This window comes from Kitasatospora sp. NPDC054768, from assembly GCF_053612025.1.
In genome coordinates, this window is sequence record NZ_JBSHBN010000222.1 from 1 (window position 1) to 12473 (window position 12473).

Consider the following 12473-nt stretch of genomic DNA (forward strand, 5'->3'; position numbering starts at 1 on the left):
CCGGTTGCGCAGGAAGTCGGCCGGGGCCACTTCCTGCGCAGAACGAGGCGGGGCCGTCAGCGGGCGGCGGCGCGCTGGAGGGCGCTGGCGAGGAGGGCGAGGTCGGTGGGCCCGTTGCCGAGCTCGCGGACCGGGCGGCGGGCAGGCGGGGCGCCGAGCTGGAGCGGGTCTATGGCGACGACGGTGGGCCGCAGGGTGGCGGTGCGTGGGATGCGGCCGCTGATCCGGGCGGTCTGGAAGGCGGTGACGCCGCCGTCCGGGAGGCGGAGGTAGCCGCGGCCGGGGGTGTCCTCGGGCAGGGCCGCCGCGTCGCCGAGGTGGATCAGCAGGTCGGAGTCGGCCGGGTCGTCGGTGCGCAGGGCGATCCGGAGCAGCGCGGCCTCGTCCACCTCGGTGCCCGCGCTCTCCTCCGGGCGGCCGGTGGCGACGGCGAGGTGCACGCCGAGCGGTCCGCCGCGGCGGGCGACGGCGGCCAGCGCGCGGGTGAGCGGGCGGCCGGCGGCGGAGGTGGGGGAGAGCAGCGCGTCGTAGTCGTCGACGACGACGACCAGCCGGGCGGGCGCGGCGGCGGGCCCGGTCGGGCGGGGGCCCTCCGCGCTGCGTGGCGGGATGATCCGGGGCGTGGTGGCCGCGCCGCCGCCGACGGCGGCGGGCACCGGGACCCTGGGGTGCTCCGCGTGCGCCTCCCGCCCGTCCAGGCCCTGCTCGTCGAGGATCCGTGCGGCGTGCCAGGAGGCGAAGTCCAGCCCGTCGAACAGCCGCTCCCGCAGGGCGAGTTCGTCCTCCAGTGCCTCGGCGGCGAGCAGTGCGGCGCGCGGGTCGGCGGCGGCGTTCACCCGGCCGGTGACGTGCGGCAGGTCGGTGCAGCCGTCGAGGCCGTCCTGGCCGTCCGGGGTGGCCCGGCCCTCGATGATCGTGACGGTCAGCCGCTCGGGTCGTTCGGAGACGGCGAGCGAGGCGACCAGGGTGCGCAGCAGCTCGGTCTTGCCGGAGCCGCGGGCGCCGCCGATCAGCAGGTGCGGGCCGCCCGGGTCGGGGGAGGGGAGGGTGAGTTCGGGGTCGGCCAGGTCGAGGGTGCAGAGCTCGTCGCGGGTGGTGCCGAGCAGGGCGGTGGCGGCGCCGATGCCGCCGGCGTGCGCCTCCCAGCGGGCGGACAGCTTGGCCGGGGTGACGGTGTCGAGCTGGAGCAGGTCGAGCAGCCGCAGCACGTCGGGCAGCGGGCCGCGGGCGGCCGGGACGGCCTCGCGCAGCGGGGCGAGGACGCGGGCCAGCCGTTCGGCCCAGGCGTCCGAGACGGCGTCCAGCGAGACCTCGTGGAGGGCTTCCCGGCCGCGGGCGACCGGGCGGTTCAGCGAGAGCTGGGTGCCGACCTCGCCGGTGATCAGGGCGGTGGCGCCGAGGCCCCGGGGGAGCAGTTCGGGCTGCTCGGCGAGGCAGATCGGGAAGATGCCGACCGCCGGGCCCTGGCGCAGCAGCAGGTCGAGTGCCTGGCGGGCGGCTTCGGTGGCCGGTCGGCCGTCCACCACGACCACGGTCGCGGGGTGGCCGCCGAGGCCGCTGGGGCCGCTGAGCCGGGCGGTGAGCTCGGTCAGCCGGGCGGTGGCCTGTTCGTCGTCGAGGCCGATCAGCAGTCGGCAGTCCTGGCCGTCGACCGGGCGCAGGTGGGGCAGCCACAGGGCCCAGGCCCAGGTGTCGGCGCGCTCCTCGGCGGTGCGGGCCTGGTCGGCGTCGACCACGACCAGGCTCAGCCCGGTCGGCGGGTGCAGCGCGGCGAGCTGGGCGACGACGGCGCGGGTGAGCGCGTCCAGGCGCTCGCGCGGGCCGCTGAGGCCGAGGCTGCCGGCGGTCTGGAGGTCGAGGGTGACCGGGACGGCGGGCAGCGTGGTGCCGGGTGTGGTGCCGGGGCCGCCGGGGCGGTCGGCGGTGCCCAGGCGCAGGGTGAGCGCGTCGGGGTGGCCGGGGCCGCGTTCCCAGAGGCGGGGGCCGGGGCCGACGGCGTTGAGCAGCAGGGTGGCGAGGTCGGGCCAGCGCTCGCGCTGGGCGGCGGTCTGGCGCAGCCGCACCGCGGCGTGGTGGCGCTCGGCGCTCTCCTGGCCGGGCGGCTCGGCGGTGCGGCCGGGCAGCAGGGAGAACAGGCCGCGGCCGCGGCCGGGGGCCGGTTCGGGGGCGGTGGGCGGCTCGACCACGGGCGGCGCGGGCCGGGCCGGGCCGGGGGCGGCGAGCTGGAGGTGGCCGTTGCCGTCCGGCAGGGCGGCGCGGGCGGTGCCGGCGGCCTCGGCCGGGGCGGGGGCGGTCACCTGGAGGGTGGACTCGCCGATCCGCAGCACGGCGCCGGGCTCCAGCGGGACGGCGGCCTCCGGCGGGCCGGGCGGGACGAGCCGGCCGTCCAGCGTGGTGCCGTTGGTGGAGCCGAGGTCGCGCGCGGAGACCCGGCCGTCCTCGGCGAGGTGCAGGGAGAGGTGGAGCCGGGAGACGTCCGGGTCGTCGAGCGGGACGTCGGCCTCGGCGGAGCGGCCGACCCGGATCTCCCGGCCGTGCAGCCGGTGCACGCCGCCGGCGTCGGGGCCGCCGACCACGCGCAGCTCGGCGGCGGCGGGGGCGTCGTCGGGGTCGTCGGCGGTCGGGTCGGGCTCGTTCAGGCTGAGGACGGCGCCGTCGAGCAGCGGGGGGTGGCCGAGCAGGGTGTGCTCGTCGACCCGGTGCGCCCCGGCGTACAGGTGCACGTGGGTGGCGGCCCGCGGCCCGCGCACGCCCACGGCGCCGGCGAGCGCACCCGCGATGGCGCCGAGTGCGGTGCCGACGGGCGCGGTGACCAGCACGTCCACGTAGGGGATGGCGGAGCCGGCGGCGGCCGGGCCGCTGCGCGGTCGGAGGACGGTCAGCCGGATCTGCATCTCGCCCGCGGGTCCCTTCTGCTGATGTGAACCTGGTACCGCTGCCCGGTGCCGTGGGCACCGTTGGGCCACACGAGTGGCGAGTGTCCATCCTGCCATCCGTCGAGGACGGTCCGCGCACCGTACCGGATTTGACGATCTTGCGATCGGCACCGTGACGGGGCGACGGGGAGTCAGGGCCGACCGCCTCCTCGCGGGGTGCCCGGGACCTTCCCTAGGGGATGTCCCCCAACCCTTCCCCAGACCGTACGGATGGCCTACCGGCCACCCCGAAAACCCGAACCGGCACCGTTAGAGTGGCCGCAGACACGGGCCCGGCAGGCTCACCGCACCGGCGGAGGAGCGCCCCGCGCGGGCGGCACGGCGAGGAGTGCGACAGGTGCGGCCAGTCGGCAGCAAATATCTGCTGGAGGAGACCCTCGGACGGGGTGCGACCGGGACCGTCTGGCGCGGCGTGGTGCGCGAGGACGCCCAGGTGCCGGGCTGCGCGCCCGGGCAGCGGGTGGCGATCAAGGTGCTGCGCGAGGAGCTGGCCGCCGACCCCGACGTGGTGATGCGTTTCCTGCGCGAGCGCTCGCTGCTGCTGCGGCTGACCCACCCCAACATCGTCCGGGTCCGGGACCTGGTCGTCGAGGGCGAGCTGCTGGCCCTGGTGATGGACCTGGTGGAGGGCCCCGACCTGGCCCGCTACCTGCGCGCCAACGGCCCGTTCAGCCCGATCGCCGGCGCCCTGCTGATGGCCCAGGTCGCGGACGCGCTGGCGGCCAGCCACGTGGACGGGATCGTTCACCGCGACCTCAAGCCGGCCAACGTGCTGCTCGCCTCCACCGTGGTGGACGGCGCCGAGCGAATGCACCCGTTGCTGACCGACTTCGGCATCGCCCGGCTCGCCGACTCCCCGGGCGTCACCCGCACCCACGAGTTCGTCGGCACCCCCGCCTACGTCGCGCCGGAGTCCGCCGAGGGCCGCCCGCAGACCTCCGCGGTGGACGTGTACGGCGCCGGGATCATGCTGTACGAGCTGGTCACCGGCCGGCAGCCGTTCCAGGGGGACAGCGCGCTCGCCGTGCTCCAGGCCCACCTGGCCCACGAGCCGCAGCGGCCCAGCACCATGCCCGAGCCGCTCTGGACGGTGATCGAGCGCTGCCTGCGCAAGGACCCGGCCCAGCGGCCCGGCGCCACCTCGCTGGCCCACGCGCTGCGGGTGGTCGCGGCCGGCGTCGGGGTGCACGCCTCCCCGCCGGCGGTGGACGAGGCACTGGCGGTCGGTGCCCTGCTGCTGCCGGACCCGCAGCCGACCGCGGTCCCCACCACGATGTCGCCGATGTCGCCGATGTCGCCGATGGCGACGATGCCGGGCGCCGTGGCCCCGGGCGCCGAGGACCGCACCCAGGTGCTGCCGCCGACCCCGGGCGGGTCGTTCGACCCGGCCGCGGCGACCCGGGTGATGGGCACCCAGCCGCCGCCGGCGCCCCCGCAGGGCGCCACGGACCGGACGCGGGTGATGCCGCCCGTCGCGGTGCCGCCGCCCCCGCCCGTCGCACCGCCGCAGGAGGAGACGCCGCACCCGTGGCAGACCCAGCTGCGCGCGGCGCGGGACCGTAACCAGCAGACCCAGGTCGGCTACTTCGGTCCGGAGGACTACGAGGGCCACTCGGAGCCGCAGGTCGCCCCGCCGCCCTACCAGGCCGGCCAGGGGGGCCACGCCGGCCAGGGGCACCGGCCGGGCCAGGGCGCCCCGGGCGGCCCCGCCGGGCCGCAGCAGCCCGGCGGCTACCGCCAGTCCCCGCCCCCGCCCGGCTACGCCCAGCGTCCTCCGGTGGCCCCGCCGCCCTACCAGGCGGGCCGGGGCGGCCAGGCCGGTCAGGGGGGCCCGCGGGGCCAGGGAGGCCAGGGCGGCCGTCCGCAGCCGCCCGGTGGCTACCGGCAGGCCCCGTCCGGGTACGGGCGGTCGCAGGGCGGCTACCCGCCGCCGCCCGCGCCCGCCCCGGTGGCGCGCCGGGCCGAGCCGCCCGCGCCGCAGTACCGGGAGGCACCGCCGCAGCGCCGCGAGGAGCCGCCGGCACCGGCCCGCCGCGAGCCCGCGCCGGCCCGTGAGCCGCGTCCGCGCAGCCGCAACCGGATGTACATTCCGGGGCTCGGCTGCCTCAAGGGCTGTCTGATGGTGCTGCTGGTGCTCGCCGTGGCGGGGCTGGCGCTGTGGAACTTCACGCCGCTGCCGCAGTACTGGGACAACGTCGTGGGCTGGTTCGACTCGGCGCGCGACTGGGTGAACGGCCTCGTCGGCAGCTAGCGCCGCCGCGGGCCGGGTCCGGAGCCGATCCGGGCCCCGGCCCGCCCGGGGCGGCAATTTTGACGCTATGTCGACAATTCGCGAGATTTCTCGGCCGGGACTCCCGCTCCGGCCCCCTCGGGCGGCCCGCGCAGGGCCTCCGGGCGCGTAGGTTGGTCGCTGTTGTCCCGCCCCACCGAGCGCGCCGGACCCCCGGAGCGCTCCCGCGCCGCCCACGGAGCAGCATTGGCACGCAAGATCGGCAGCCGGTACACCGTCCACCAGGTGATCGGCCGGGGTTCGGCCGGCACGGTCTGGCTCGGTGAGGGGCCCGACGGCCCGGTGGCGGTCAAGCTGCTGCGCGAGGACCTCGCCGCCGACCAGGTGCTGGTCGGCCGCTTCGTCCAGGAGCGCACCGCGCTGACCAGCCTCGACCACCCCCGGGTGGTCGGCGTGCGCGACATGGTGGTGGACGGCAGCGACCTCGCCCTGGTGATGGAGCTGGTCCAGGGCACCGACCTGCGCTCCCGGCTGGAGCGGGACGGCGCGCTGCCGCCGCAGACCGCCGCCTCGATCATCGCCGACGTCGCCGACGGCCTGGCCGCCGCGCACGCGGCCGGCATCGTCCACCGCGACGTCAAGCCCGAGAACGTCCTGCTCGACCTCGCCGCAGCCCCCGGCCCGGGCGGCGCCCCGCGCGCCAAGCTCACCGACTTCGGCGTGGCCCGCCTGGTCGACGCCCCGCGCCGGACCCGGGCCACCCGGATCATCGGCACCCCCGACTACCTCGCCCCCGAGATCATCGAGGGCCTGGAGCCGCGCGCCGCCGTCGACATCTACGCCCTCGCCACCGTGCTGTACGAGCTGCTGGCCGGCTTCACCCCCTTCGGCGGCGGCCACACCGGCGCGGTGCTGCGCCGGCACGTCACCGAGCAGGTGCCGCCGATCCCCGGCCTGCCGGACGGGCTGTGGCGGATCATCTCCGAGTGCCTGGCCAAGGCCCCGGCCTCCCGGCTGCGCGCCGCCGAGCTGGCCTCCCGGCTGCGTGAGCAGCTGCCCTCGCTGGCCGGCCTGCCGGTGCTCGCCGTGCCCGGCCAGGGCCGCGCCCCGGTCGAGGAGCAGCTGACCCCCGGCGAGGCCGTCTACGCCGAGATCGACGCAGGCCCCGGCATCCACAAGCGCCGCCGCGGTCCGGCCGTCCCGCTGGTGCCGGGCGCCGCCCCGGACTCCACCCGGGACACCCACACCAGCCTGCGCCGCCCGTCCGCCGACGAGCTGGCCGCCTACGCGCTGGAGTCCCGCGCCCAGCGCGCCGCCCCGGGCCACCGCCGGGACCGCCAGGCCCTGCTGCGCCGCCGCCGGCTGCTGGCCGTCCTGATCGCCACCGTCCTGCTGCTGGCGGGCGCCGCCGCGGCCTGGACGGCGTTCGCGGCCACCGTCCCGGACGGCGGCCACCCGACCCGTCCGGCGGTGTCGGGCACCGGCCCGCGGGCCCCGTAGCCGGAGCCGCCGGCGCGGCCGTGACGGCGGCCGTGACCCCCGGGGAGCCGGGGGTGTCGTCATGACCACTCCCGGAACCATTACCCTGGGGGCGTGGCAGCCGTCGATCCTTCCGAAGAGCTCAAGAACCTCGATACGACCATGGGGTCGATCGAGGCCGTCCTCGACCTGGACAAGATCCGGGCCGACATCGCGGTCCTGGAGGAGGAGGCAGCCGCCCCCACCCTGTGGGACGACGTCGCGAACGCGCAGAAGGTGACCAGCCGGCTCTCCTTCCTCCAGGGCGAACTGCGCCGGGTCGAGGGCCTGCGCAGCCGCATCGACGATCTGGGCGTGCTGTTCGAGCTCGCCGAGGCCGAGGACGACGCGGACACCCGCGCCGAGGCCGAGACCGAACTCGTCTCCCTCCAGAAGGCCGTCGAGGAACTGGAGGTCCGCACCCTCCTGTCCGGCGAGTACGACGCCCGCGAGGCGCTGATCAACATCCGTGCCGAGGCCGGTGGCGTGGACGCCGCCGACTTCGCCGAGCAGCTCATGCGCATGTACCTGCGCTGGGCCGAGCGGCACGGGTACCCCACCGAGGTGTACGACACCTCGTACGCCGAAGAGGCCGGCATCAAGTCCGCGACCTTCACCGTGAAGGCGCCGTACGCCTACGGCACCCTCTCGGTCGAGCAGGGCACCCACCGCCTGGTGCGGATCTCGCCGTTCGACAACCAGGGCCGCCGGCAGACCTCCTTCGCCGGCGTCGAGGTCCTCCCGGTCGTCGAGCAGTCCGACCACGTCGACATCGACGAGGGCGAGCTGCGGGTGGACGTCTACCGCGCCTCCGGCCCCGGCGGCCAGGGCGTCAACACCACCGACTCGGCGGTGCGCATCACGCACATCCCGACCGGCATCGTGGTCTCCTGCCAGAACGAGCGCTCGCAGATCCAGAACAAGGCGTCCGCGATGAACGTCCTCCAGGCCAAGCTGCTGGAGCGGCGCCGCCAGGAGGAGAAGGCGGCGATGGACGCGCTCAAGGACAGCGGCAGCTCCTGGGGCAACCAGATGCGCTCCTACGTGCTGCACCCGTACCAGATGGTGAAGGACGTCCGCACCGCGTACGAGGCCGGCAACCCGCAGGCCGTGCTGGACGGCGACATCGACGGCTTCATCGAGGCCGGGATCCGCTGGCGCAAGCAGCGCGAGACCAGCGCCGAGTAACGGCCGACATCGACGAAGGGCCCCGACCGCAGCGGTCGGGGCCCTTCGTCGTACGCGTCGTGGGTCGTCAGGCCAGTGCCTGCCGGGCGATCAGCGCCACCGCGAGCAGTCCGGCCAGCAGGGCCAGCAGCATCGCGGGGGAGAGCGCGGCGAACGGGCTCTGCTGCTCCTGAAGCCGGGCCCGGTTGGCCCGGCACACCGGGCAACGCCCGTCGCTGACGCGGCCGTTGCAGTTGGCGCACACCAGATGGTCGCAGGTCATGCGATCTCCTCCTCGCTGCTACAGCCAACGCACCGGACGGGGCTTTGGTTCCCTGCACTGCCCTGTACGGGGGAGCGGCCGTGACACGGTCGCCCACCTCCACTCTGCCAGGTTCCGGCAGTTCCGGCTTCCGGGCTGTGAGATGCCTCGCAATATTCGGGGCATAAGCGGACATTCTCCCGCAGAGTCCGGCCGTTGTCACGGGCGGTCCCTGCGGGCCGGGCGCCGATTCGCGTATGGTCCCAGACCGGGAGCAGCCCACCGCGCTCCTTTCGCCCGCCCATGGACCGGGCCTCCGGGGCGGACCGACCGAGGACTGGCGCCGCCTAGGATGGCCTCCGTGATGCAGCCGTGATCAGATTCGACAACGTCTCCAAGACCTATCCCAAGCAGAACCGTCCCGCCCTGGACAACGTCTCGCTGGAGATCGAGAAGGGTGAGTTCGTCTTCCTGGTCGGCTCGTCCGGCTCGGGAAAGTCCACCTTCCTGCGCCTGTGCCTGCGCGAGGAGCGTCCCAGCACGGGCGCGGTGCACGTACTGGGCAAGGACCTCGGCAAGCTGTCCAACTGGAAGGTGCCGCACATGCGCCGCCAGCTGGGCACGGTCTTCCAGGACTTCCGCCTGCTGCCGAACAAGACGGTCGCGCAGAACGTCGCCTTCGCCCTGGAGGTGATCGGCAAGCCCAAGAGCGCCATCAACAAGGTGGTGCCCGAGGTGCTGGAGCTGGTCGGCCTCGGCGGCAAGGAGGACCGGATGCCGGGCGAGCTGTCCGGTGGTGAGCAGCAGCGCGTGGCCATCGCCCGCGCCTTCGTGAACCGTCCGATGCTGCTCATCGCGGACGAGCCCACCGGCAACCTCGACCCGCAGAACTCGGTCGGCATCATGAAGCTGCTCGACCGCATCAACCGCACCGGCACCACGGTGCTGATGGCCACCCACGACCAGGCCATCGTCGACCAGATGCGCAAGCGCGTCATCGAACTCGACAAGGGGCTGCTCGTCCGCGACCAGGCCCGCGGCGTCTACGGATACCAGCACTGACCGACCAGCGCTGACCCGTGGGGCCGCCGGCCCGACCCGCCAGACCAGAGCAGTACCGACCCTGGAGTTGTTTCCCGCATGCGTGCCCAGTTCGTCCTGTCGGAGATCGGTGTGGGTCTCCGACGCAACCTGACCATGACCATCGCGGTCGTGGTCAGCGTCGCGCTCTCCCTCGCCCTCGCCGGTTCCTCGCTCCTGGTCCGCGACCAGGTGAACTCCATGAAGGGGTACTGGTACGACAAGGTCGAGGTGAGCATCTACTTCTGCACGAAGGCGGACGCCCGCAACTCGCCCCAGTGCGACAAGGGCGCGGCCACCGACCAGCAGGTCCAGGACATCAAGGACCAGCTGGACAAGATGAGCTCGGTGGTCCAGTCGTCCACCTACGAGAGCTCGCCCGAGGCGTACAAGCACTGGAAGGAGATGAACCCGGACAACCCGCTCATCTCCGTCCTGGGTCCGGACGCCATGCCGCAGTCCTGGCGGGTCAAGCTCAACGACCCGACCAAGTACGACGTGATCCAGAGCGCCTTCGCCGGCAAGCCCGGCGTCAAGTCGGTCGAGGACCAGCGGAAGATCCTGGAGAACCTGTTCGGCCTGCTCAACGGCCTCCAGACGGCGGCCTTCGTGATCATGGTGCTGATGCTGTTCGTCGCCCTGCTGCTGATCGTCAACACCGTCCGGGTGTCGGCGTACAGCCGGCGGCGCGAAACCGGGATCATGCGCCTGGTCGGTGCCTCGAACTTCTACGTCCAGATGCCCTTCATCGCCGAGGCGGCCTTCTCGGCGCTGCTGGGTGCGGCGATGGCCTCCGGACTGCTGATCGGCGGGCACTTCTTCGTCCAGAACTGGCTGGCCGACCGGGTGCAGTTCATCCACTTCATCGGGCTCGGCTCGGTGCTCGCGGTGATACCGCTGCTGATCGTGGTGGGTATGGGCATGGCCGGCGTCGCGGCCTTCTTCACCCTGCGCAAGTACCTCAAGGTCTGATTCCCGCAGGCCTGACGGCCCCGTACGGCACTGCGCCGTACGGGGCCGTCGGCGTTCCGCGGTCCACCGTTGCGGTTCGTCCCGCGCGCGGCGGTGTCTACACTCCGGTGCCATGCTGCAAACTCCGCGCAGGGCCCGCCAGGTGACCGTGCTCAGCCTGGTGTTCGGCGCCGTGCTGCTGGCCGGCGCGGCCACCGGCGCCTGGGGCGACCCGGGCGACCCGCCGCACCGGTCCTCCGCCGACACCGCCCGGGCCACCGGCGGGCTCCCGGCGGACCCGGCCGGCGCCACCCTGTCGGAGCAGCAGGCCGAGCACCTGCTGGCGGCCGGCGGCGACCGCTGGGGCGCGTACTACAGCGCCCAGGAGTACGCGGAGTTCAGCCAGGGCCTGGACGGCCGCTACCCGGGCGTCGGCCTCTCGGTCGGCCGCGGCCAGGACGGCGTCACCGAGGTCTCCCAGGTCGCCCCCGGCGGCCCGGCCGCCGCGGCCGGGATCGCCCCCGGCGACCGGCTCGTGCGGATCGGTCAGGACCAGGCCGACCACCTGCCGGTCACCGAGGTGGTCGCGCGGCTGCGCGGCCGGGGCGAGGAGCGCCGGGCCGGCTCCGAGGTCACCCTGGCGGTCCGGCGCGGCGGGGCGGAGGAGCGCGAACTGCGGCTGCGGCGCGTGCTTCTGGACAGTCGGCAGGTCACCGCGGAGCAGCTCGGCAAGGGCGTGCTGCGGGTGACCGTGCGCGCCTTCACGAGCGGCGTGGCCGACCAGGTGCGCACCGCCCTGCGCGCCCCGCACACCGGCGTGGTGCTCGATCTGCGCGGCAACTCCGGCGGGTTGGTCGACGAGGCGGCCGGCACCGCCGGGATCTTCCTGGACGGCGGAACGGTCGGCTCGTACCAGGAGCGCGGCGAGACCAGGGAGTTGACCGCCCCGCCCGGCGGCGACCAGCGCACCCCGCTGGTGCTGCTGGTGGACGGCGGCACGATGAGCGCCGCCGAACTGCTCGCCGGGGCCCTCCAGGACCGCAGCCGCGCCGTGGTGGTGGGCTCGCGGACCTTCGGCAAGGGCACCGTCCAGCAGCCCAGCCGGCTCGCCGACGGCGCCGTGCTGGAGCTGACCGTCGGCCGCTACTACACCCCGGCCGGACGCTCCCCGGACGGTACCGGCCTGACCCCCGACGTCCCGGCCGGTTCGGGCGAGGAGGCCGACGAACTCGCCCTGCGGGTCCTCGCGGGGCTCGGCACCCATGCCTAAAGCAGCTGCCCCATCCGGTCCCGAAGTGCGAGAATGACCGGGTTATGGCAAAGGAAACCGGACAGAAGCTGATCGCGCAGAACAAGAAGGCGCGACACGAGTACACGATCCTCGACACCTACGAGTGCGGCCTGGTGCTCACCGGCACCGAGGTCAAGTCGCTGCGCGAGGGGCGGGCCAACCTGGTCGACGGCTACGCGTACATCCAGAACCACGAGGCGTGGATCGACAACGTCTTCATCCCCGAGTACACCCAGGGGACGTGGACCAACCACGCGGCCCGGCGCAAGCGCAAGCTGCTGCTGCACAGGATGGAGATCCAGAAGATCGAGACCAAGGTCCGCGACGCGGGCCACACCCTGGTCCCGCTCTCGCTGTACTTCAAGGACGGCCGGGTGAAGCTCGAACTGGCCCTCGCGGTCGGCAAGAAGCTCTACGACAAGCGTCAGACGCTCCGCGAGAAGCAGGACACCCGCGAGACGGCACGCGCCGTGGCGGCGGCCCGGCGACGCCAGAGTTAATCGGCTGGACCCCCGCTGGTCGCCTCGCGTAGTATGGCGCCAGCAACAAGGACGGTCACCGTCCGCGCTGTTTCTCAACAAAACATGGGGATGATCGGTTTCGACAGGGGATGTTGAAACAGGGGAAGCGAGCCGAGGAACGCGGCAATGATCTCGTTAACCACGTGTCGCAAAAAAATAATCGCCAACTCTAAGCGCGATTCCCAGCAGTTCGCTCTCGCTGCCTAATAAGCACCGATAGCGCTTGGGTGTCAGACCGGGGAGTTCCCGACCCGGACCCTGGCATAATCTAGGGAACTCAACCGTCCGCCCGGGCTGCGAGGGCGGATGGGAAATCAAACAGCAGCTGGGCCTGTTGGCGGCTTGTCCGTGTGACCGCCAGGGCCGAGAAAAGCACAGCGGACTGCGCTCGGAGAAGCCCTGAATTAACTCCACTGGACCCGGGTTCGATTCCCGGCATCTCCACCACCCCATGTTGACTCGAAGGGCCGCCCTCCGCTCCGCGGGGGGCGGGCCGTCGGTTTTTTTTAGTTGCGGT

9 protein-coding genes and 1 other RNA gene are annotated in these 12473 nt (G+C 74.0%); 8 read left to right on the forward strand and 2 right to left on the reverse strand.

The genetic code is table 11. The features are described from left to right. Positions 1-56: 56 nt before the first annotated feature. Positions 57-2894: an FtsK/SpoIIIE domain-containing protein gene (locus tag ACWGKU_RS37815; protein WP_452178240.1), complete on the reverse strand. Its 2838-nt coding sequence runs from the start codon at positions 2892-2894 to the stop codon at positions 57-59. Positions 2895-3273: 379 nt separating this feature from the next. Here ACWGKU_RS37815 and ACWGKU_RS37820 point away from each other — a divergent pair, with 379 nt between their 5' ends. The 3 genes from ACWGKU_RS37820 to prfB all read left to right on the forward strand — a co-directional run bounded on the left by ACWGKU_RS37820 (position 3274) and on the right by prfB (position 7872). Further along, on the forward strand, positions 3274-5187 hold the full coding sequence (locus ACWGKU_RS37820; RefSeq protein WP_452178239.1) for a serine/threonine-protein kinase: 1914 nt from the start codon (positions 3274-3276) through the stop codon (positions 5185-5187). Between the two features lie 225 nt (positions 5188-5412). Then, positions 5413-6666, forward strand: coding sequence for a serine/threonine-protein kinase (locus tag ACWGKU_RS37825; protein WP_401044321.1), 1254 nt, complete (start codon positions 5413-5415; stop codon positions 6664-6666). Between the two features lie 93 nt (positions 6667-6759). Next, entirely contained in the window at positions 6760-7872 is a 1113-nt protein-coding gene (gene prfB / locus ACWGKU_RS37830) for a peptide chain release factor 2 (RefSeq protein ID WP_359904258.1), read from the forward strand. 67 nt (positions 7873-7939) lie between these two features. On the opposite strand, the gene ACWGKU_RS37835 is transcribed toward prfB, so the two are convergent. Beyond that, on the reverse strand, positions 7940-8134 hold the full coding sequence (locus ACWGKU_RS37835; RefSeq protein WP_359904255.1) for a hypothetical protein: 195 nt from the start codon (positions 8132-8134) through the stop codon (positions 7940-7942). 351 nt (positions 8135-8485) lie between these two features. On the opposite strand from ACWGKU_RS37835, the gene ftsE reads away from it, so the two are divergent. The 5 genes from ftsE (at position 8486) to ssrA (ending at position 12403) form a co-directional block, all read left to right on the forward strand. Beyond that, positions 8486-9175, forward strand: a complete 690-nt coding sequence (gene ftsE, locus ACWGKU_RS37840; protein ID WP_030059730.1) for a cell division ATP-binding protein FtsE — start codon at positions 8486-8488, stop codon at positions 9173-9175. 78 nt (positions 9176-9253) lie between these two features. Next, the gene (ftsX, locus tag ACWGKU_RS37845; protein ID WP_401044318.1) at positions 9254-10165 is read left to right on the forward strand and encodes a permease-like cell division protein FtsX; all 912 of its coding nucleotides are present in this window, start codon (positions 9254-9256) and stop codon (positions 10163-10165) included. Between the two features lie 112 nt (positions 10166-10277). Next, positions 10278-11414 carry a S41 family peptidase gene (locus ACWGKU_RS37850; RefSeq protein ID WP_452178238.1) on the forward strand — a complete coding sequence of 379 codons (1137 nt, stop codon included), beginning with the start codon at positions 10278-10280 and terminating at the stop codon, positions 11412-11414. Between the two features lie 44 nt (positions 11415-11458). Beyond that, positions 11459-11935 carry an SsrA-binding protein SmpB gene (smpB, locus tag ACWGKU_RS37855; RefSeq protein ID WP_359904247.1) on the forward strand — a complete coding sequence of 159 codons (477 nt, stop codon included), beginning with the start codon at positions 11459-11461 and terminating at the stop codon, positions 11933-11935. Positions 11936-12021: 86 nt separating this feature from the next. Next, positions 12022-12403, forward strand: a transfer-messenger RNA (tmRNA) gene (gene ssrA, locus ACWGKU_RS37860). Positions 12404-12473 lie beyond the last annotated feature (70 nt).

Bases quoted from the DNA above. Each gene is read 5' to 3' on its own strand.
- ACWGKU_RS37835 (WP_359904255.1), bottom strand. From the start codon at position 8,134: ATGACCTGCGACCATCTGGTGTGCGCCAACTGCAACGGCCGCGTCAGC.
- ACWGKU_RS37850 (WP_452178238.1), top strand. From the start codon at position 10,278: ATGCTGCAAACTCCGCGCAGGGCCCGCCAGGTGACCGTGCTCAGCCTG.
- ftsX (WP_401044318.1), top strand. From the start codon at position 9,254: ATGCGTGCCCAGTTCGTCCTGTCGGAGATCGGTGTGGGTCTCCGACGC.
- ACWGKU_RS37815 (WP_452178240.1), bottom strand. From the start codon at position 2,894: ATGCAGATCCGGCTGACCGTCCTCCGACCGCGCAGCGGCCCGGCCGCC.
- smpB (WP_359904247.1), top strand. From the start codon at position 11,459: ATGGCAAAGGAAACCGGACAGAAGCTGATCGCGCAGAACAAGAAGGCG.